The following is a 17,865-nucleotide window of genomic DNA, read 5'->3' as shown; positions in this document are numbered from 1 at the left end:
CGTTCAGGATGTCGATCGGGCGCACAGCCGTTCGACGTCCAGAATGAGAGCGGAACTCCCCGCCTCGCCCGAACCGAGCAAAGGACGGCCCATGCGCACCCTCATCGTGACCGAGTTCATCACCCTCGACGGCGTCATCGACTCGCCCGGCGGCGGCGATCACCCGCGTGCGGGCTGGACGTTCAAGGAGGTCCCGTTCGTCGAGGAGGCGTACGAGATCAAGGGCCGCGAGCAGCTCGAGGCCGGCGCCATGCTCATGGGTCGCGTGAGCTACGACGAGTTCGCGCCGGTCTGGCCGACCATGACCGAGGAGTTCGCCGAGTACAACGCGATGCCGAAGTACGTCGTCTCCTCCTCGCTCACCGACCCCGAGTGGGACGGCACGACCGTGCTGCGCTCACTCGACGAGGTCGCCGCGCTCAAGGAGGGCGAGGGCGACCCGATCATCGTGCACGGCAGCGCGACGCTCGCACAGGGCCTCGCCGCGGCCGGACTCGTGGACCGCTACCACCTGCTGGTCTTCCCGGTGACGCTCGGGGACGGCAAGCGCCTCTTCGACGGCCACGAGCAGGGCACGCTGAAGCTCGTCGAGCACGAGGCGTACTCGAACGGCGTCGTGAAGAACGTCTTCGACGTCGTGCGGTGAGCAGCGGGCGACGGATGCCGCGGGACGAGCCAGGCGAAGAGGGAACATCCCGCCCGCGGCATCCGTTGTCGTCACCATGACCACTCTCGGAATCATCGGAGCAGGACACATCGGCAGCCAGGTCGCTCGCGCGGCCCTCGCGAACGGCTACGAGGTCGTCATCGCGAACTCGCGGGGCCCGGAGACGCTCTCGGACCTGATCGACGACCTCGGGCCGGGCGCGCGCGCCGCGACCGCGGCTGAAGCCGGCGCGGCGGGCGACATGGTCGTGGTGACGGTGCCGTTCAAGGCGTACGCGTCGGTCCCGGTCGAGCCGCTCGCCGGCAAGGTCGTCATCGACACGAACAACTACTACTGGGAGCGCGACGGCCGAGTGCCGGCGCTCGATGAGGGCCGCGCGACGGTCTCGGGCCTCCTGCAGGCGCACCTGCCGGAGAGCCGCGTCGCGAAGGGCTTCAACCACATCACGGCGAAGGACATCACGACGGATGGCGCGCCCGCCGGAACGCCCGGTCGTCGCGCGCTCGCGACCTCGAGCGACTTCGAGGATGCCGCGGCCGCCGTCGAGCACCTGTACGACCAGTTCGGCTTCGACACCGTGAACGTCGGCCCGCTCGCGGAGAGCTGGCGCGTCGAGCGCGACCAGCCGGCGTACGTCGTGCCGCAGACGCGCGAGGAGCTCGTCGCGAACCTCGCCCGCGCAGAACGGCGCGCCGCGGCGGCCTGAGCCCTCCAGTTCGACCAGCGGAACCCGACCGGACAGTCGTTGCGGGTGCATGGCTCGGCGCACCCGCAACGCCTCTCGTGACACGGGAGGCTGCGACGACCGCCGAACCGGACGCGGTCGCTACCCGACTGGAAGGCGACGGCGAAACGTTCACATTCGGCTTTGCGGTGGGGCCGGGAGGCGGTATCTTCCTCTGCACCGGTTGACGACGACGTCATGATCGCTCCGACGACCGAGAAGAGGAGACCATGATCTACGAAGACCGGGACCGCCTGAAGCGCGCACTGCAGGCCAGCGCAGAGGGAACCAGCCGACAGCTCGAGCTCGACCAGGCCGCACGCGAGTGCGCCGAGGCCTTGATGACGGGCGCGATCGACCTGGCACAGGTCCACGCACAGCGCTACTCCGAGCTGAAGGGCGTGCCTGCCGCAGCACCGGCCGGAGCCTGACGACCGCGCCCGCCGACGACGCGCGCCCGCGCGCGAAAACCGCGCGAAACGCGCCGGGTGCATACTGATCCCGAGCGCCGGGCCCGACCTCCCCCGACCGGGACCCCGGCTGGGAGGAGACCCGGCATGAACCGATCCGTGCGCTTCGACGACATCCGCGCCCTGCTCGTGTGCCACGTCGACAACGCCGGCATCTCGCGCGTCAAGGTGCTGCCGCACCGGAGGCTGCTGTCGGCGAGCACGCACGGCGTCACGATCTCGAACAGCGCCGGCGTGCTGTTCTCGGTCGACGACCACCTCAACGCGACGCCCGACGTCGATCCCGTGGTGGGCGACCTGCGGGGCATCGCCGACACCTCGTCGATGGCGATGCTCGACCGCGAGGCGCGCCTCGCGTGGGCGCCCGCCGACCTGTTCTCGCTCGACGGCACGCCCCACCCGACATGCCAGCGCACCGCGCTGCGGCGCGTCGTCGACGACGCCGAGGACGCCCGCCTGACCTTCGTCATCGGGTTCGAGCTCGAGTGCACGGTGTTCCGCCCGTCGCCCGTCGAAGGCGAGGCGCCGGTGCCGGCGACGACCGGCCCGGCCTACTCGACGCGGGCGATGCTCGAGGTCGAGGCGTTCGCCTTCGCGGCGCTCGAGGCGCTCGACGTGGCCGGTGTGCCGGTCGACCAGATGCACCCCGAGTTCGGCGCGGGACAGCTCGAGTTCGCGTTCGCGCCGCGCGATCCGCTGGCCGCCGTCGACGATCTCGCGCTCGCGCGCGTCGTGCTGACGCGTGTCGCGCAACGGCACGGGCTCATGGTCTCGTTCGCCCCCGTGCCGATCGTGGGCGGTTCGACGAACGGATGCCACGTGCACGTGTCGGCGCGCCGCGACGGCCGCAACGTGTTCGCCGACCCGAAGGCCAAGCTCGGCGTCACGCCGCTCGGAGCGAACATGATCGCCGGCATCCTCGACCGCCTCGAGGAGGGCGTCGCGCTGCTCGGCGGCAGCGTGCTCTCGTTCGCGCGGCTGCGCCCGCACGCGTGGGCGGGTGCCGACATCTGCTGGGGCGAGGGCAACCGCGAGGCCGCGATCCGGTTCGTTCCGGGCCAGGCGGGCATGGGCGCCGAGCAGTCCAACATCGAGGTCAAGCCCGTGGATGGCGCGGCCAACCCGTACCTCGCCGTCGCCGCGATCATCGCGGCCGCGGTCGACGGGGTCGCGCGGGGTGCGACGGCCCCGAAGCCGGTGCGCGTGGACCCCTCGACGCTCACCGCCGCACAGCGGCGCGCCGGCGGCATCCGCCCCCTGCCCGCCGATCTCGGCTCGGCCCTGCACCGCCTCGAGTCGAGCGAGTTCTACCGAGGCGTGCTCGGCGACGTGCTCGTGGACGCGTACGTCGCGACACGCCAGCACGAGTGGGAGGCGTACGGCGAGCACGTCCCGGAGGACGTCGCCGAGCTCGTGCGCTGGCGGTACTGAGCCGGCCTGCCGGGCCTGCCGAGCCTGCCGGGGCTGCCGGGGTCAGTCGTGCCGGCTCGTCCGGCCGGCGCCGAAGAAGCGCGCGATCGCGGCCCACAGGCTGTCGTCTTCGGCGCGGGGCGGCGCGGATTCGAACCCGTCGTGAAGGTGCACGGGGCCGGTGAAAGCCAGGGCTCCGCTCCAGCCGGGGTCCGCCCACGGGTCGGATCCGCCGTGCTGCGGCGTCCGGTAGATGCTCGTGGCAGCGCTCATGTCATCCTCCTGCGGTGTCGTCATCGACGTTCGGATCGCGCCGACGCTGCCCTTCCATTGTCCTCCTGTTTTCGCGAGTTCTCCTCAGGGATCGCCCGGGCGGCGCCATCCGCCCGCACCGCGCACGGGCCTTGCCCGGTGTCGGTCGGCCCGGCGAGCATGGGTGGCATGGATGTCGCAGCCGCGCCGGAGGGCGCCCAGCCCGACCCGCCCATGCCGCCTCGGGCGATCTCGCCGCAGCAGTTCCACGACGCCGAGGGCGTCGACGACTGGCGGGTGCTCTACTGGGGTGCGCATGCGTTCTTCCGGGCGTCGTCGTACGTGGAGGCCGCGCGGTTCGTGGCCGCGATCACCGCGATCGACGAGGTCGCGCGCCACGAGCCCGATGTCGACCTTCGGCACGAGGGCGTCGCCGTGAAGCTCATCAGTCGCGAGGTCCGCGACCTCAGCACGCGCGACGTCGAGGTCGCGCGCCTGGTCTCGGCGGTCGCGCGCGAGCACGGCCTGACGGCGGATGTCTCGGTGCTGCAGGTCGTGCAGACCGCGATCGCGTCGCCGCCCTCGGCGGAGGTCGCGCCGTTCTGGACCGCGGTGCTCGGCTACGTGCGCCCGAACGACACGCATCTCGTCGATCCGCTCCGCCGCGGGTCGTCGGTGTTCCTCCAGCCCGAGGAGCGCGTCGGCCCGCGCCGCGGCCGCATGCACGTCGACGTCTGCGTGCCGCACGACCAGGTGCGCGCGCGCATCGACGCCGCGCTCGCCGCGGGCGGCCGCATCGCCGACGACTCGTTCGCGCCCGAGTGGTGGACGCTCGCCGACGCCGAGAACCACGGCGTCGACCTCACGACGTGGTGGGGGCGCGAGTCGACCCGGCTCGAGGAGGAGCGGCCCGCTTGACGGGCGGCGGCTCGTGGCAGCGGATCCGGGCCGGGGCTCGCCGGCGGCGACGCCGGAGCGCCTGCCGAGGTCGACCCGGACGATGGTCCCGCGCTCGGTCGAGGGAGAAAGGTATCCGCGGAATACCGTTCTCCCTCCGATTCCGACGACACCGTGCTCGCGACGATCGATCGGCCGGTCGGAGGAGCCGGGCCATCGCCGGATCGCGCCGCCACCACGGGACCAGCGACCGTAGCCGCCGTCGGCGGACGGCGTTACCCTCCTCCCGTGGACCTCGACGAGGCGAACGACCCCCGTGCAGGAGAGACCGTCGGCGCCGCCGGCGCCGATCGATCGCGCCTCGACGCGATCCGGTTCTCGCCGCTCGTGCGACGCATCCGCGAATCGGTGATCGGCGACGACCAGGTCGTGCCGGGCCCGTACGGGCCGCGCCGTGTCACCTACGCCGACTACACGGCATCCGGTCGCGCGCTGACGTTCATCGAGGACTTCATCCGCGACGAGGTGCTGCCCCGGTACGCGAACACGCACACCGAGTCGAGCGGAACGGGCCTGCAGACGACCAGGCTGCGCGAGGACGCGCGCGCGACGATCCGCGACGCCGTCGGCGGCGACGACGACACGGTCGTGATCTTCACTGGTGCGGGCTCGACGGGCGCGATCGACAAGCTCATCGGCATGCTCGGGCTGCGCGTGCCATCCGCCCTCGACGACCGGTACCACTTCGGCGCGTCGATCCCGGCCGAGGAGCGGCCGGTCGTGTTCATCGGCCCGTTCGAGCACCACTCGAACGAGCTGCCGTGGCGCGAGTCGATCGCCGACGTCGTGACGATCCCGCAGGATCCCGACGGGCACATCGACCGGCGCGTGCTCGAGGCCGAGCTCGTGCGTCACGTTGACCGGCCGCTCAAGATCGGCTCGTTCTCGGCCGCGAGCAACGTGACGGGCATCGTGAGCGACACCGCGGGCATCTCGGCCCTGCTGCACGAGTACGGGGCGCTGTCGTTCTGGGACTTCGCCGCGGCTGCGCCCTACGTCGAGATCGAGATGACGCACGGCGACCCCGCGATGGCGCTCGCGACCGGACGGTACAAGGACGCGATCTTCCTCAGCCCGCACAAGTTCATCGGCGGCCCGTCGACGCCCGGCGTGCTCGTCATGCGCCGCGAGCTCGCGACGAACCGGGTGCCGGATGTCCCTGGCGGCGGCACCGTCGCGTTCGTGAACCCGACCGAGCACGAGTACCTGGCCGACGTCGCGCACCGCGAGGAGGGCGGCACGCCCGCGATCGTCGAGTCGATCCGCGCCGGGCTCGTGTTCGGCCTGAAGGACGCCGTCGGCGTCCCCACGATCCGCGCCCTGGAGGACGACTTCCTCCGCCGAGCGATCGCCGCCTGGCACGACGAGCCCGCGATCGAGGTGCTCGGCAACCTCGCGGCCGAGCGCCTGTCGATCGTGTCGTTCATCGTCCGGGCGCCGAGCGGGAAGTACCTGCACCACAACTTCGTCGTCGCGCTGCTGAACGACCTGTTCGGCATCCAGTCGAGGGGCGGGTGCTCCTGCGCGGGCCCGTACGGGCACGACCTGCTCGGCATCGACATCGAGCGTTCGCACGAGTACGAGCGCGAGATCTCGCGCGGCTGCGAGGGCATCAAGCCCGGCTGGGTGCGCATCAACTTCAACTACTTCATCTCGGAACCCGTGTTCGACTACCTCATCGAGGCCGTGAAGCTCGTCGCTCGCGACGGCTGGCGGATGCTTCCCGACTACACCTTCGATCCCGAGAGCGGCATCTGGCACCACCGCCGCGGTCCGCTCGAGCCGCCCTTGCGGCTCTCGCAGGTGTCGTACGACGCCGACGGCCGACTCGTCTACCCGCACCACGACGACCGCGCGCCCGAGTCGGCGCTCGCCGGGTACCTCGCCGAGGCCGAGGCGGTGTTCGCGGCCGGGCCGAGCGCGACCGCGGCATCCGCTGCGGCCGGCGCCCCCGGTGACGAGCCGGCGACGGATGCCGCGCCCGCGCGCCTCTCGGCCGACTTCGAGCACCTCCGCTGGTTCGACCTGCCCGCGGTGTGCCTCACGCCGTGACGCCTACGCGACGACGGTGATCGCGCAGGTCGTGCCCGGCGCTCGCGCCAGGCGTGCATCGCGCGTGACGAGCGTGGCGTCGATGCGTTCGGCGAGCGCGACGTATGCGGCGTCGTAGCTCGACAGGTTTCCGCGCAGTTGCCAGACGCGCTCGCCGAGCGTCGGCCAGGGCCAGAGCTCGATGTCGAGGGCGGCGTAGTCCGCGAACGCCTGCTCGGCGTCCCGGTCGGCGAGCTTGCCCGCACCCTGCAGTCGTCTGAGCACGTTGGAGACCTCGTACGGGACGATGCTCGGCGCGTGCAGACTGCCGCGCGACGCGATGGCGTGCTCCTCCGCATCGGGGTCGAGCAGCAGCCCCACGACGGACGACGCATCGAGCACGAGCTGCTGCATCGGGACGGCTCCGACGGCTCTGGGGACCTCGCGCGGGCGCGGCGGGCGCGGCGGGCGCGGTTCAGTGTCGGTCGGCATCGCGCGCGTCGAGGATGTCGCCAGTGGACACGCTCGGGTACGAACGCGCGTGTTCGCGGATCGCGGCAAGGGTGTCGTCCGCTGACGGGGTGGCGGCGAGCCGACGGAGTTCTGCGGTCAGGAATTCCTGGAGCGAGCGCCCGGAGCGCTTCGCGCGCGCGGCCAATTCGTCGCGCACCGCATCCGGTACGGCACGGATGGTGATGTTCACCGGCATCCTCCGAGGATAGCAGGGATGCATGCACTATGCATGCATTCCTGCTCACGTGGCGCTGCGCAGCATCGCGATTCCGAAGGCCCGGGCGTTCGGATGGGCGATGCGGCCTTCGGCGTCGACGAGTTCGAGCGTCGCGAGCATCCGGTCGAGCCGGGTCGGCCCGAACTCGCTGGTGCGTGCCGCCGACCATGACCGCCGGTGCGCCTCATCGAACGCGAACCGACGCACGTCCCGGTCGCCGCAGACCAGGTCGACCGCGCGCTCGGCCACGTCAGAGCGCGAGCGGTACGAACTCGACGAGGAGTCGTGCATGAGACGCTCCGCGAGCGTGTGCCAGAGTGCGAGCGGATCGTCGAGGAGCGTGTCGCGCACGGTCACGTAGGTTCGGAGGATCCCCTTCTGGACCCGGGCCAGTCGCAGCGTCTTCAGGTCGTCGCCGAGCGCGCCGGCCGCCTCGATATCGACGCCGTCGGTATCCGCGCCGGACCGCAGCAGCTCCCGGATCGGGGCGAGGGCGCGAACGACCTGCTCCCCATCGACGATGGGTGGCTCAAGTGCGCCGAGCCCGAAGAGATCCATGCGGAGGGCGCGTCGAGCGGGTGCGCTCGACCCGCTCAGCGCGGCGTCGAGCGGAGCCCAGGTCGGTCCGTCGAACGGAAGGCCGAAGGAGGTGCTGCCGAACATGAGGTCGAACTCGTGGTCGAGGGCGGCACGGTCCGACGGATCGCCGAGCTCGCCGTATGCTGCCTCGGTCCCGAGACGGGGCACGGTCCCGGCGCCCCCGAGCAGCGCGGCGCTCGGCGCGAACGTGTCGGACGTCGCCGCGTCGAGCCCCGAGTCGACCACGATGCGATGGCGCCACGTCGGGCCGGATCGCACGGCCGCGGCACCGGCCCCGGCCCCGCTTCCGCGAACGCCGCCGAGGTCGACCTGGCGGTACTCGAACTCGAGTTCGCCGCCGAATCGCTCGACGACCTGATCGACGTTCCACTCGCGGTCGTGCTGACGAGTGCGGCCGTCGTAGCCGCACGGATCATCGGCGTACGGGTCCTCGTCGTAGGCGGAGCCGGCCACCCCGTACCGGTACCCATCGGACCCGAAGTGGGAGCCGCCCTCACCACCCGCGCGGCGTGCGATGGGCCGAGCCGGCGTGAGGATGCCGGAACCCCATGCATCCGCATCGCGCCCCCACCACGGAGTGTGCCTCGTGCCGAACCGCCAGGACCCCGCGCCCGTCCATCCGAACGCGAGCATGATTGCGTCGGCCAGCCGATCGAGCCCGACCGCGGGGTCGATGCTGATGGTCCGCCACGGCGGATCGCCGCCGAGCGAGACGAGTTCGACGCGGAGGGCGAGTCGTGCGCGCGGCGCACCGGTTCGACTGGGCATGCATCGAGCGTCGCCGTTCCGACGTCTCCGGGGTCGCGGTCGTCCGGATCGGAGATTCGAGCGCCGTCACGGCGCCCTGTGGAGGGGTGGACGCCGCGTCGGTCGCGGCTCACTCCGAGCGGCGGGCGCCGCAGTTCCAGCACGTGCCGCCCTCGACGAGCGCGCCGCACTCGCCGCAGGTCGCGGCGAGCCAGCAGACGTCTCCGATCGCACCATCCCGCAACCGGTCGTGGACCCGGTCGGTTCCGGATGGCGCGGGGGCGCCCACCGCGCGCCCGGTGTCACGCCGATCGGTCATCGCGGGCCGTCCCGGTCGGCCCAGATCGCGACGTCGACCTTGTTGCCCGCAGGGTCGGCGAGCGTCCACCACCCGTGGTGCTCGGCGCCGGCGGCGATCCGCCCGCCGGCGCGGAGCGCCGCATCGACGCGAGCCCGGCCGATCGCGCGCGGGACCGAGACGTCGGCGTGGAACGCGTGCCGCAGCGGCTTCTCGGGCGGGAGCTCCTGGAACCAGAGGCTCGGGCCGCGGCCGTCGAGGTCGACCAGGTCCTCGTCGCCGTGCTCGGCGTAGGCGAACAGCTCGCGCCAGAACGGGCGCACCGCGGCCTCGGCCTTCGACGCGATCGCGACCTGCACGGTCTGCACCTTCGACGGGTCGGAGCGCGCGCCGAACGTCGCCGCGACCTCGGAGATCCGTCGCGCCAGGTCGAGGTCCGTCTCGACGAGCTCGGCGAAGTCGCGCGCGAGTCGCACCGCGAGCCCGTCGGCACGCACGTCGAGGTGCAGCCGATCCGCGCCGTCCAGCGCGGCGAGCTCGGCCGCGAGGGCCGCGCTCCGCGCGAGCGACCCCGTGTCGAACCACGCGGTCGGCCCCCAGAACACGACCGGCCAGTCGTCGAGGTCGGATGCCTCGCGGAACGCCATGAACATGGCTTCACCACGCTCGAGCTCGGCGGGCCCGGCGGCGAGGAGCGGGGGCGTGCGCGGCGCGAGCGCGGCATCCGTCGGCGAGGCAGGCGCACTCTCGGCGGCCTCGGGCGGGGCGGTGGCCCCGTCGGACTCGCCCGTCGAGGAGTCGGCACCGGCTTCGGCGGGCCCGCCCCGTGCGACCTTCAGGATCTCGAGCGATGCCGGCGCATCCTCGGGCACGGGCAGGTCGGGCCAGGTGACGAGGTCGACCTTGTTGCCGGCGGCGTCAGCGCACGTCCAGTACTGCGGGGCCTCGCGGTCGAACGCGAGGCGGCCTCCCGTTTCGAGGGCCGCGGCGAGTCGCGCCGGCGCGAGCTCGCGCGGCACGGCGAGGTCGAGGTGCATCGCGTGCCGCAGCGGCTTGTCGGGATCGAGCGGCTGGAACCAGACCGACGGCCCGCGCCCGCGCGGGTCGACGAGGTCGTCTCCCACGTGGTCGTCGTATCCGAGCACGGCGCGCCAGAACGGCACCACCTCGTCGATGGGACGGCTCGTCGCGATCGCGACCTGCACGTCCTGGACGCGGTGCGGCCGCGGGGTGAGCCCGTGCGTGCGGGCGACCGCCGAGACGGCCCGCGCCCGGTCGGCCGCGCCGTCGTCGAGGTCGATGAGGTCGCGCACGATACGGACGATCACGCACTCCGGCCGCACGTCGATGAGGGGCGGATGCTCCGTCAGCACGTCGAGCGCGGCGACGGCGGTCGCGAACACCGTGCCGGCCGGCACCGAGTCCGTCGCGAACCGCGTGATCGGCCCGCAGTACGCGACGCGCCAGTCGTCCACCCCGTCGGCGGCGAGGAACGCGAGCCGCTGCTCCTGGCCCATGCGGCCTCCGTCCCGGGGCGTCGACCCCGACGCGCACGAAGATAGCGGACGGCCGCGCGCTCGGGAACCCGTGGCCCGATCGCCACGGTCGTGCAGGAGAGCACGTTCCTTGGCAGCGTGCGCCGCACCCTGCTCCGCACCGAGGGCGGCGAACTGCTGCGCATGCAGCACCCGGTCGGTGAGCGCGCCGAGTTCGGCGAGCGGGTCGGGGTGACGATCGACGAGGTGCCGGTGGCGGTGCGCGAGGTCGCCTGATCCTGCCCGGCCAATCCCGCGCGGCTGGCCGTGCTCGGGCTGGCCGTGCCCGGGCTGGTCGTGCCCGGGCTGGTCGTGCCCGGCTGGTCGCGCCCCGCTGCTCGCACCCCTCTGACCGCGCACGACGCGGGGACCATGCCTGCCGAATTCCCCCGGTACTTCGGTACTCGGTACCCGGTACTCCGGTACTCGGTGCCCGGTACTCCGGTACCGACTTCGCCGGAGAGGACGACCCGCGCCCGAGCGATCGCGGGCTGGATCAGTCCGCGGCGCCGGCCCGCTTCTCGACCTCGCGCGCGTAGTCGGGCACCGAGTTGGTCCACTGGCGCGGCGGGCGCTCGTAGCCGGCCGACGGCGGGCGCTCGGGAATCTCGATCTGCGCCTGCGGCACCGGCTCCCACGGCACCTTCGAGAGGATGTGCGCCATCACGTTGATGCGCGAGCGGCGCTTGTCGTCGCTCTCGATCTCGTACCAGGGGGCCTCGGCGATGTCGGTGTGGAGGAACATCGTGTCCTTCGCACGCGAGTAGTCCTCCCACTTGGTGATCGAGCTGAGGTCGGTCGGGCTCAGCTTCCAGCGCCGCATCGGGTCGTTCAGGCGCGAGCGGAACCGCTCCTCCTGCACGACGTCGGACACGCTGAACCAGTACTTCAGCAGGATGATGCCGTCCTCCACGAGCATCCGCTCGAAGATCGGCGCCTGGTGCAGGAAGCGCTGGTACTCCTCGTTCGTGCAGTAGCCCATGACCCGTTCGACGCCGGCGCGGTTGTACCAGGAGCGGTCCATCAGCACGATCTCGCCAGCGGCCGGCAGGTGCGGCACGTACCGCTGGAAGTACCACCGGGTCTTGTCGCGCTCGCTCGGCGCGGGCAGTGCGACGATCCGGGCGACCCGCGGGTTCAGGTACTCCGACACGCGCTTGATCGCGGAGCCCTTGCCCGCGGCATCCCGCCCCTCGAAAATCACCACGACCCGCGCGCCCGACTGCTGCACCCACTTCTGCATCTCGACGAGCCTCGCCTGCAGCGCCCTCAGCTCCTGCGTGTACAGCGGTTTCGGCATCCTCTTGCCCATGGCGCACCCCTGCACCGAAGCCTAGAGCGGATGCCGCGCCGCGGCGCTGCACGCGGCATCCGGCGTGCTGCGTTCCGCGCGCACGCGCACGGGAGTACGCTCGCGGCCAGCGATACCCGACGCATCGCGACAGCGCGGTGCGCGCGACGAGCGCGGCCCCGCGCCGCGGCGAGGAGGCGGAGATGACGGTCCCCGAGATCAACTACTGGGCGGTGCTGCTGGCGACCCTGTCGAGCATGGTCGTCGGCACGATCTGGTACGCCCGAGGGGTGTTCGGCACCCGCTGGTCGAAGCTCGCGAACGTCGACATGGATCGCCCCGGTTCGAGCGCGGTCGGCCCGATCATCGTGACCGTGCTCGTCAGCTTCGTGACGGCGTGGGTGCTCGCGGGCGCGACGACGATCGCGTGGCACTTCTACGGCGGCAGCTACCTGCTCGCGGCGCTGTTCACCGCGATCATCCTGTGGGCGGGCCTCACGGCCGCGCGGTTCATCACGCACGACGCCTTCGAAGGTCGTCCGTCGTCGCTGACGATCCTCAACATCGCGCACGAGCTCGTCACGCTCGTCGTGATGGGGCTCATCATCGGGGTGTGGCCGCCGGCGGGGACGGTGTAGCCGCTGGCGCGAGGGTCGCCCGCGGCCGCACACGCGTCGGCGCGCGGTGGCGCGCGCGGCCGCGGCGGCGCCCCCGCGCGCTCCCGAGCACTCTCGGGGAAGGCTCGGCGGGCCGACCCTAGGATCGAGGGCATGGCCGGATTCTGGGGCAAGCGCAAGCGCGAGGAGCAGCTGGAGCTCGAGGCGCAGGACGCCGACCTCGCGGTGCGGGCGCGCACGGCGCTGGTCGCCGCCGACGAGCGCATCCGGGTCACGACCGACGAGCTCGACTTCGCCGACGCCGAGCTGGGCTCCGAGGCGACCGAGCCGCTCCGCGAAGCGCTCGCGGCGGTGCGCACGCACCTCGCCGAGGCGTTCCGCCTGCATCAGCTCAACCACGACCACATCCCCGACACCCCCGACGAGCTGCGCACGCGCAATGGGCGCATCGTGCAGCTCTGCGAGTGGGCGGAGGACCTGCTCGACGATCGGACCGCGGCCCTCGCCGAGCGCATCGCGCGGGCGCGGCGCGCACCCGAGATCATCGCCGGCATCCGCACCGACATCGGCCGCCTGCGCGCCCGCGTCCCGCACGCGCGCGAGACCGTCGACCGGCTCGCCGTTCGGTACGCGAGCGAGGCGCTCGCGCAGGTGGACGCGAACCCCGCCGAGGCCGACCAGCTGCTCGGCTTCGCCGAGCACTCGGTGGGTGTCGCTGAGCGCCGGCGCGAGGCGGGCCAGCGCGAGCAGGCGAACCTGGCGCTCGAGGCATCCGCCGAATCGGTTCGTCGCGCGACGACCCTGCTCGATGCGGTGGAGACCTTCGAGGTCGAGGCGCTGCGCGCCGAGTCGACGCTCGCGGCGATCGTCGAGGACTCCCGCGGCGACCTCGTGGTCGCGCTCAAGGAGCCGCACTCGCCGGGCGTCGCGCAGGCGATCGGCGAGCTGCAGACCGCGCTCGCGAGCCTGCCGCCGGCGGGCGTCAACACCGACCCGTTCACGCACCTCGACCGGTTGCGCGAGGCGAATTCCGGGCTGGATGCCGCGATCGCCGCCGCGCGCGAGCGTGCGGCCCGTCCGATCCCGCCGCTCGAGCACGTGCGCCACGCCATCGACGACGCCGACCGGCAGCTCGCCGTCGCGCGCGACGTCATCGCGGGGCACCGCGGATGGATCGGAGCCGACGCCCGCACGCGCCTCGCCGAGGCCGAGCGCACCCGGCAGGACCTCGACCGCTACCTCGGCGAGCCCGCTGCGACCGCCATCGTCATCGGCGACGACCACCGCGAGCACGCGATGGCGATCGCGCGCCGCGCCGCCGCGCTCGCGGGCGAGGCGCTGCACCTCGCGCGCCGCGACATCGACTCGTCGCGGCCGCAGGATCCGGGGCAGTGGGGCGGGCCCGGAGGAGGCCCCGGCTGGGGCGGCGGCGGGCGCCGCGGCGGAGGATCCGACGTCATGGGCGGCATCCTCGGCGGGCTCGTGATCGGCAGCATCCTCGACGGGATCTTCGACTGAGCTTCGACTGAGGCCGGACGGCGGCCGTATATGGCGACTGTCGGGCGGCGCTCGTAGAATCCATGCATGGCCGGGTTCTGGGCCAGGCGCAGGCGGGGTGCGCCAGAACTCCAGGCCCACGACGCGGAACTCGCGACGCGGGCCGGGTCGGCGCTGTTCGCCGCCGACGAGCGGGTGCGCGCCGCGGCCGAGCAACTCGACTTCGTCGAGGCCGAACTCGGGCCCGACGCGACCGTGCAGCCGGCCGAGGTGCTCGCCGTCGCGCGCCGGCAGCTCGGCGAGGCGTTCCGGCTGAACCGGCACAACCACGACCCCATGCCCGGCGCGGCCGACGAGGTCCGGGCGCGGTACCTGCGCGTCATCGACCTGTGCGAGACCGTGCTGCGCGTGCTCGACGAGCAGGCGTCCGACCTCGGCGAGCGGATGTCGCGTGCGCGCCGAACTCCCGACCTCATCGCCCGCGTCCGCGCCGACCTCGTGCGCGCGCGGGCGCGGATCCCCTACGTCCGCGCCACGCTCGACCGGCTCGGTGCGCGCTACGCGCGCGACGCGCTCGCCGGCCTCGACGCCGACCCCGCTGAGGCCGACCGGCTGCTCGGCTTCGCCGCGCACAGTCTCGGCGTGGCCGAGCGCCGGCGGTCCGACGGCGAGAGCGCGCACGCGGACGTCGCCCTCGAGGCATCCGCTCGATCTCTGCGTCGCGCGGCGACGCTGCTCGACGCCGTGGAGACCTTCGAGGTGGAGGCGCTGCGCGCCGAGGCGGCGCTGCCGGCGCTCGCCGACGAGTGCCGGCGGGAGCTCGCGCTCGCGCTCCGCGCGTCTCGTTCGCCGGATGCCGCGGGCGCGATCGCCGAGCTGCAGGCGGCGCTCGCGGTGCTCCCGGCGGCCGGCGTGGACACCGACCCGCTCGGTCACCTGCGGCGGCTGCGCGCGGCGCGCGAGGGGTTGGCTGCCGCGATCGCCACCGCGCGCGCGTCCGCGTCCGCGACCTCGCCCGAGTCTCGGCCCGAGTCCTCGGCGGGCGAGCGGCCCGCGGCCCCGCCCGTGGTGCACGTTCACCACGCCGTCCGGGACGCCGACCGCCGGCTCGACGTGGCCCGCGACGCCGTCGCCGGCCACCCGGGCTGGATCGGCGCCGAGGCCCTGGCGCGGCTGGCCGAGTCCGAGCGCATCCGGGTCGACCTCGGCCACTACCTCGGCAGCGCCAGTTCCGAGGTGACGGTCGTCGTGACCGACCTCCGCCACCGCGAGCACGTGATCGAGCTGGCCCGTCGCGCCGCGTCGCTCGCGAGCGAGTCGCTGAGCCTCGCGCGCCGCGACATCGGCGCGATGCGGGCGCAGGGCCTCGGGGCGTAGGCACCGCGCCGCCGGGAGGGGCGGCGCGAGCGGCTCAGCCCGGGAGCGTGAAGTCGAAGGGGTTCGGCCCCGGGATCGGGTTCGTCTCCGGGTCGAGGCACGTGCAGACGAGCGTCAGGTTCGTGAACGTGGTGCCGGTGCCCGGTGGTCGCGCCGCGCCGTCGATCTGCACGATGAGGCCGGTCGGCGCCTCGAACCGCGTCGACCGTCGGGTGTCGCCCGGCTGCCAAGCGGGCCCGCCGAACGGGAAGAACTGCGTTTCCAGCCGCCACTGCGCACCGGTCGCCGTGACATCCACCACCTGTCCGAAGGCGATGGCGTACTCGCCGTCCGCGGCATCCGACCCGGTGATCAGCATGCGCTGCGCGAAGTGGGAGTTCGCGTTCGTGAGCACGATCCGCCAGGGCCCGAAGAACGTCTCGCTCATCTCGCCGCTCCCTCCGACGTCACAGGTCGAGTCCGGTGCGTCGCGTGAAGTCGCTGCTGAACCGGTCGCGGCTGCCGGAATCGGTGACGTCGGCGAGGGCCTGCCGCCACGCGCCGAGGTCGCCGTTGGTCGGGCTCGTGGGGTCGCCGAAGAGCCGCTCGATGTCGGCGGCGGTCGCGTCGTTGTGCTGGCCCCAGTGCAGGATGCCGCCGATGTTCGGGTTCAGTGCGAGCCGGGCGGCGTAGTCCACCATGTCCTGCCCGCCGCTCACGTCCTTGAGGCAGGCCACTTCGACCGAGCAGGTGGTCGGATGCCGCTGCATCCCGATCTTCGCCCGCGTCGGGCCCATGAACCGCAGGGACGCGTACCCGACGCAGGCCCGGCCCTGGAACTCCTGCATGATCTCGAACGCGAGGAGCGCGTCGACGAACGCGATGAGCCGCTGGTCGACCGCGTTGAAGAACACCTCGACGGAGTCGACGTTCACCTCGCAGCTGATGTTGCGGTAGTCCTTCTGGTCGGTGACGGCGTAGCTGATCGCCTCGTAGTCGCGGTCGGACTGCTGCGCCTGGAAGCCGAGGTAGACGATCAGCTGCCAGGCGAAGAGTCCGGCAGCGCGCTTCGCGGGGTCGGGCTCGTCCGGGTCGAGCAGCGAGTTCTTGATGCCCTCCATGTGCTCGCCGAACCGGTCGTCGGCGTCGAACGCCTCGAGCAGTGCGCGGAGGATGATGAGGATCGCGAGCAGCGCCGGGATCAGCAGGAGGAGTCCGCCGCCGCCGAGCGCTGCGATGGCGGCGATGCCCGCGCCCACGACGGCGCCGTTCGAGTTCACGAACTCCTCGATCTCGTTGATCGCCGCCTCGATGATCCCGGCGAGGAAGCTGCCCTTCGAGCACGCGAGGGCGATCGGGTCGGGGTCGTCCTCGGCGTTCAGCGGGTCATCCGGGTCGAAGCGATAGCTGAAGTTGTTGCCCGCGTTCGCGAAGCGCGGCGCCTGGATGCCGGGGTCGAAGTCCGTGACCAGGTCGCCCACGCGCTCGGCCCGTCCCGGCGGGTCATCCTGCAGTCGGAGCTTCCACTGCTTGGTGACGCCCGCGAGGTTGCGCTGGAAGTTCAGGTGCGGGGTCAGGCTGACCGCGACCTGGAGGAACCGCTGCGGGCTGGTGACCTGGGTCGACGGGACGTAGCCGCCGGGCAGGATCGCGGCATCCCGATACAGCTTGCTGCTGCGGTCGAGGATCTGGTGCTTGAAGTCCTGCCACATGTGCAGCCGGCGCCGCTCGTACCGCGCGTACTGGGGGAGCGCCCGGAGCACGACGGAGTAGATCACGCCGAACCGCCCGGCGGCCACGACCGCCGCGTCGAAGAGCGCGTTGTCGGGGGCTCGCACGATGTGGAAGTTCTCGTCGCCGCCGAACTCGTCGATCCCGTAGACCTCCCGCAGCCGGTCGTCGTCGGTGACCTGGGGCCAGTAGCGCTCGTCGGACGACTCGATCCAGTAGTGCGCGCCCCCGTCGGCGACGAGGTGGATCGCGACGACCGAGTCGGCGATCGGGCCGCAGTCGAAGTCGCCGCCGTGCGTTCCCGTGGAGAACGCTCCGACGATGGTCTGCCCGCCGGCGTTGCCGGCCGTCTCCATCCCCCACGGCCCCTCGAACGCCGTCGTGCCGAAGTGGTCGAGCATGAAGGCGCCGAGCGACTGCACGCCATCAGGCGGTTGCAGGTCGAGGGGGTCGACCTGGTCGAGCTCGGCGTAGAGCTGGTAGACGCGCTTGCCCGCCTCGACGTGCACGAGCGACCCGTGGTGCTGCACGAAGCTCGGCTCCGCCATCCGCTGGACCAGTTCGGGGTGGAGGCAGTGCGGGACCACGTCCTTCAGCGTGCGCCCCATCGCCTGCCGCTGGTTGCGGGGGTCGTGCGTCTCGATGAACGTCTCCTCGCTGATCGCCGCCTCGGAGAGCGCCCAGTGGCTGCCGGCGGCCTTCAGGCGGCCGAGGTTCTCGTCGCGGCAGATCTCGATGAGCTCTGCGAGCGACTTCGGGTAGACGATGCGCGGCGTCGACGGGATGAGGGCCTCGCGGGGGTCGTCGTGCTTCCGCGTCCACGCAGCGCCCAGCACCGTCTCGATCGCCATGTCGCGCCCCCTGAACCCCGTGCGATGCGCGCAAGCTACCACTCGGGGGGCGGGGCCGCCATGGGCGGGGCGGGTGGCGGGCGTAGCGGCGCGGCGCCGCG

The 17,865-nt window shown here is 72.6% G+C and carries 18 protein-coding genes; 10 read left to right on the top strand and 8 right to left on the bottom strand.

Features of this window, described 5'->3' with window-relative positions:
- Positions 1 to 91 precede the first annotated feature (91 nt).
- The 4 genes from GLX25_RS17855 (at position 92) to GLX25_RS17840 (ending at position 3,292) form a co-directional block, all read left to right on the top strand.
- Entirely contained in the window at positions 92 to 646 is a 555-nt protein-coding gene (locus GLX25_RS17855; RefSeq protein ID WP_155843992.1) for a dihydrofolate reductase family protein, read from the top strand.
- A 46-nt stretch (positions 647 to 692) separates the two neighbouring features.
- Positions 693 to 1,373 (top strand): NADPH-dependent F420 reductase, encoded by a 681-nt coding sequence (locus tag GLX25_RS17850; RefSeq protein WP_271192547.1) that lies wholly within the window; start codon positions 693 to 695, stop codon positions 1,371 to 1,373.
- A gap of 248 nt (positions 1,374 to 1,621) precedes the next feature.
- Positions 1,622 to 1,822, top strand: coding sequence for a hypothetical protein (locus GLX25_RS17845; protein ID WP_155843990.1), 201 nt, complete (start codon positions 1,622 to 1,624; stop codon positions 1,820 to 1,822).
- 126 nt (positions 1,823 to 1,948) lie between these two features.
- Positions 1,949 to 3,292 (top strand): type I glutamate--ammonia ligase, encoded by a 1,344-nt coding sequence (locus GLX25_RS17840; protein ID WP_155843989.1) that lies wholly within the window; start codon positions 1,949 to 1,951, stop codon positions 3,290 to 3,292.
- Between the two features lie 42 nt (positions 3,293 to 3,334).
- Here the strand turns inward: GLX25_RS17840 and GLX25_RS17835 are convergent, their stop codons facing one another.
- Complete coding sequence (locus GLX25_RS17835) at positions 3,335 to 3,544, bottom strand: hypothetical protein (protein WP_155843988.1); 210 nt, start codon at positions 3,542 to 3,544, stop codon at positions 3,335 to 3,337.
- Positions 3,545 to 3,712: 168 nt separating this feature from the next.
- On the opposite strand from GLX25_RS17835, the gene GLX25_RS17830 reads away from it, so the two are divergent.
- A complete protein-coding gene (locus GLX25_RS17830; protein WP_166548996.1) occupies positions 3,713 to 4,441 on the top strand; it encodes a VOC family protein in 729 nt (242 codons plus the stop codon).
- A gap of 267 nt (positions 4,442 to 4,708) precedes the next feature.
- Positions 4,709 to 6,532, top strand: coding sequence for an aminotransferase class V-fold PLP-dependent enzyme (locus GLX25_RS17825; RefSeq protein ID WP_271192535.1), 1,824 nt, complete (start codon positions 4,709 to 4,711; stop codon positions 6,530 to 6,532).
- 3 nt (positions 6,533 to 6,535) lie between these two features.
- On the opposite strand, the gene GLX25_RS17820 is transcribed toward GLX25_RS17825, so the two are convergent.
- The 4 genes from GLX25_RS17820 to GLX25_RS17805 form a co-directional block, all read right to left on the bottom strand.
- Positions 6,536 to 6,925 carry a type II toxin-antitoxin system VapC family toxin gene (locus GLX25_RS17820; RefSeq protein ID WP_155843986.1) on the bottom strand — a complete coding sequence of 130 codons (390 nt, stop codon included), beginning with the start codon at positions 6,923 to 6,925 and terminating at the stop codon, positions 6,536 to 6,538.
- A 61-nt stretch (positions 6,926 to 6,986) separates the two neighbouring features.
- Positions 6,987 to 7,220 carry a FitA-like ribbon-helix-helix domain-containing protein gene (locus tag GLX25_RS17815; protein ID WP_155843985.1) on the bottom strand — a complete coding sequence of 78 codons (234 nt, stop codon included), beginning with the start codon at positions 7,218 to 7,220 and terminating at the stop codon, positions 6,987 to 6,989.
- Positions 7,221 to 7,265: 45 nt separating this feature from the next.
- Entirely contained in the window at positions 7,266 to 8,609 is a 1,344-nt protein-coding gene (locus GLX25_RS17810; RefSeq protein ID WP_155843984.1) for a hypothetical protein, read from the bottom strand.
- A 294-nt stretch (positions 8,610 to 8,903) separates the two neighbouring features.
- The gene (locus tag GLX25_RS17805) at positions 8,904 to 10,403 is read right to left on the bottom strand and encodes a VOC family protein (protein WP_155843983.1); all 1,500 of its coding nucleotides are present in this window, start codon (positions 10,401 to 10,403) and stop codon (positions 8,904 to 8,906) included.
- A 78-nt stretch (positions 10,404 to 10,481) separates the two neighbouring features.
- On the opposite strand from GLX25_RS17805, the gene GLX25_RS17800 reads away from it, so the two are divergent.
- A complete protein-coding gene (locus GLX25_RS17800; RefSeq protein WP_166549003.1) occupies positions 10,482 to 10,658 on the top strand; it encodes a TOBE domain-containing protein in 177 nt (58 codons plus the stop codon).
- Between the two features lie 259 nt (positions 10,659 to 10,917).
- Here GLX25_RS17800 and ppk2 read toward each other — a convergent pair whose 3' ends face one another.
- A complete protein-coding gene (gene ppk2, locus GLX25_RS17795) occupies positions 10,918 to 11,733 on the bottom strand; it encodes a polyphosphate kinase 2 (RefSeq protein WP_240898471.1) in 816 nt (271 codons plus the stop codon).
- A 182-nt stretch (positions 11,734 to 11,915) separates the two neighbouring features.
- On the opposite strand from ppk2, the gene GLX25_RS17790 reads away from it, so the two are divergent.
- From GLX25_RS17790 to GLX25_RS17780, 3 genes are all read left to right on the top strand, one after another.
- Complete coding sequence (locus GLX25_RS17790; RefSeq protein WP_155843982.1) at positions 11,916 to 12,350, top strand: DUF1761 domain-containing protein; 435 nt, start codon at positions 11,916 to 11,918, stop codon at positions 12,348 to 12,350.
- Between the two features lie 132 nt (positions 12,351 to 12,482).
- Entirely contained in the window at positions 12,483 to 13,847 is a 1,365-nt protein-coding gene (locus tag GLX25_RS17785; protein WP_155843981.1) for a hypothetical protein, read from the top strand.
- Positions 13,848 to 13,913: 66 nt separating this feature from the next.
- Entirely contained in the window at positions 13,914 to 15,203 is a 1,290-nt protein-coding gene (locus GLX25_RS17780; RefSeq protein WP_155843980.1) for a hypothetical protein, read from the top strand.
- 34 nt (positions 15,204 to 15,237) lie between these two features.
- On the opposite strand, the gene GLX25_RS17775 is transcribed toward GLX25_RS17780, so the two are convergent.
- A complete protein-coding gene (locus GLX25_RS17775; RefSeq protein ID WP_155843979.1) occupies positions 15,238 to 15,630 on the bottom strand; it encodes a hypothetical protein in 393 nt (130 codons plus the stop codon).
- A gap of 19 nt (positions 15,631 to 15,649) precedes the next feature.
- Positions 15,650 to 17,764: a hypothetical protein gene (locus GLX25_RS17770; RefSeq protein ID WP_155843978.1), complete on the bottom strand. Its 2,115-nt coding sequence runs from the start codon at positions 17,762 to 17,764 to the stop codon at positions 15,650 to 15,652.
- Positions 17,765 to 17,865 lie beyond the last annotated feature (101 nt).

The organism is Agromyces luteolus (assembly GCF_009729855.1).
Taxonomy (GTDB): domain Bacteria; phylum Actinomycetota; class Actinomycetes; order Actinomycetales; family Microbacteriaceae; genus Agromyces; species Agromyces luteolus.
Note: the sequence above shows the minus strand (reverse complement) of the source record. Positions and strands in the feature narration are given on the sequence as shown.